Origin of the sequence: Acidiphilium sp. PM (assembly GCF_000219295.1) — a bacterium.
In the GTDB taxonomy this organism is placed as follows: Bacteria; Pseudomonadota; Alphaproteobacteria; order Acetobacterales; family Acetobacteraceae; genus Acidiphilium; species Acidiphilium multivorum.
In genome coordinates this window covers 1-913 of record NZ_AFPR01000396.1, presented here as the reverse complement: position 1 = coordinate 913, position 913 = coordinate 1, and the positions used below count along the sequence as shown (strand labels likewise).

At 75.1% G+C, this 913-nt stretch carries 1 protein-coding gene; it reads left to right on the top strand.

Features of this window, described 5'->3' with window-relative positions; translation table 11 throughout:
* Window positions 1–872: HoxN/HupN/NixA family nickel/cobalt transporter (locus APM_RS12990; protein ID WP_007423828.1), on the top strand; the 872-nt coding region annotated here is incomplete at its 5' end.
* Between the last annotated feature and the right edge of the window lie 41 nt (window positions 873–913).

The following is a 913-nucleotide window of genomic DNA, read 5'->3' as shown; positions in this document are numbered from 1 at the left end:
GGCTGCTCGGCATGGCGGGGCTGGCCTGGCTGTTCGGCCTGCGGCACGCGATGGACGCGGACCATATCGCGGCGATCGACAATGCGGTGCGGCGGCTGGCCGGGCGCGGCCGGGCCGCGAGCCTCACCGGGCTGTTCTTCTCGCTCGGGCATTCGAGCGTCGTCGTGCTGCTGGCGGCGGCGGTCTCGTTCGGCGCGGGGGCGCTGCGGGGGCATCTCGACGCCGTGACGCGCGATGGCGCCTGGATCGGCACGATCGTCTCGGTGGGGTTTCTGGCGCTGATCGCCGGGGCGAATCTCGTGGCGTTGCGGGCGGAGACGCGCGACGGCGCGGCGCCGGGGGGCGTGCTGAGCTGGCTGGCGCGGCCGCTGTTCCGCCTCGTGCGGCGGAGCCGGGACATGTATGCGATCGGGTTCCTGTTCGGCCTCGGCTTCGACACCGCGACGGAGATCGGGCTGCTCGCGCTCTCGGCCGCGGGGACGGCGCACGGGATCGCGGCGTGGCGGCTGATGGCGCTGCCGGCGCTGTTCACCGCCGGGATGTCGCTGGTCGATACCGCCGACAGCGCGCTGATGACGCGGGCCTATGGCTGGGCGCTGCGCGACGGGCGGGCCCGGCGGCGCTACAACGTGACGCTCACGGCGGTATCGGCCGCGATCGCGGTGGTGGTCGGCGGCGCAGAATTGCTCGGCCTGGCGGGGGACGGGTTCGGGACCGGGGCGGCGCGGGTGGCGGCGATGCTGGACGCGCACTGGTCGGGCCTCGGCATGATCATCACGCTGATGCTGGCGGGGCTGTGGCTGGCCGCGATCCGGCGCGGGCGGGCGGGGCGGATTGCGGAGCGAGCCTCCTCAGCCGCGCCGCCAGGCTGATCCGGCGGCGGCTCGGCAGGCGGAGGCGGTGATCGTCGAGG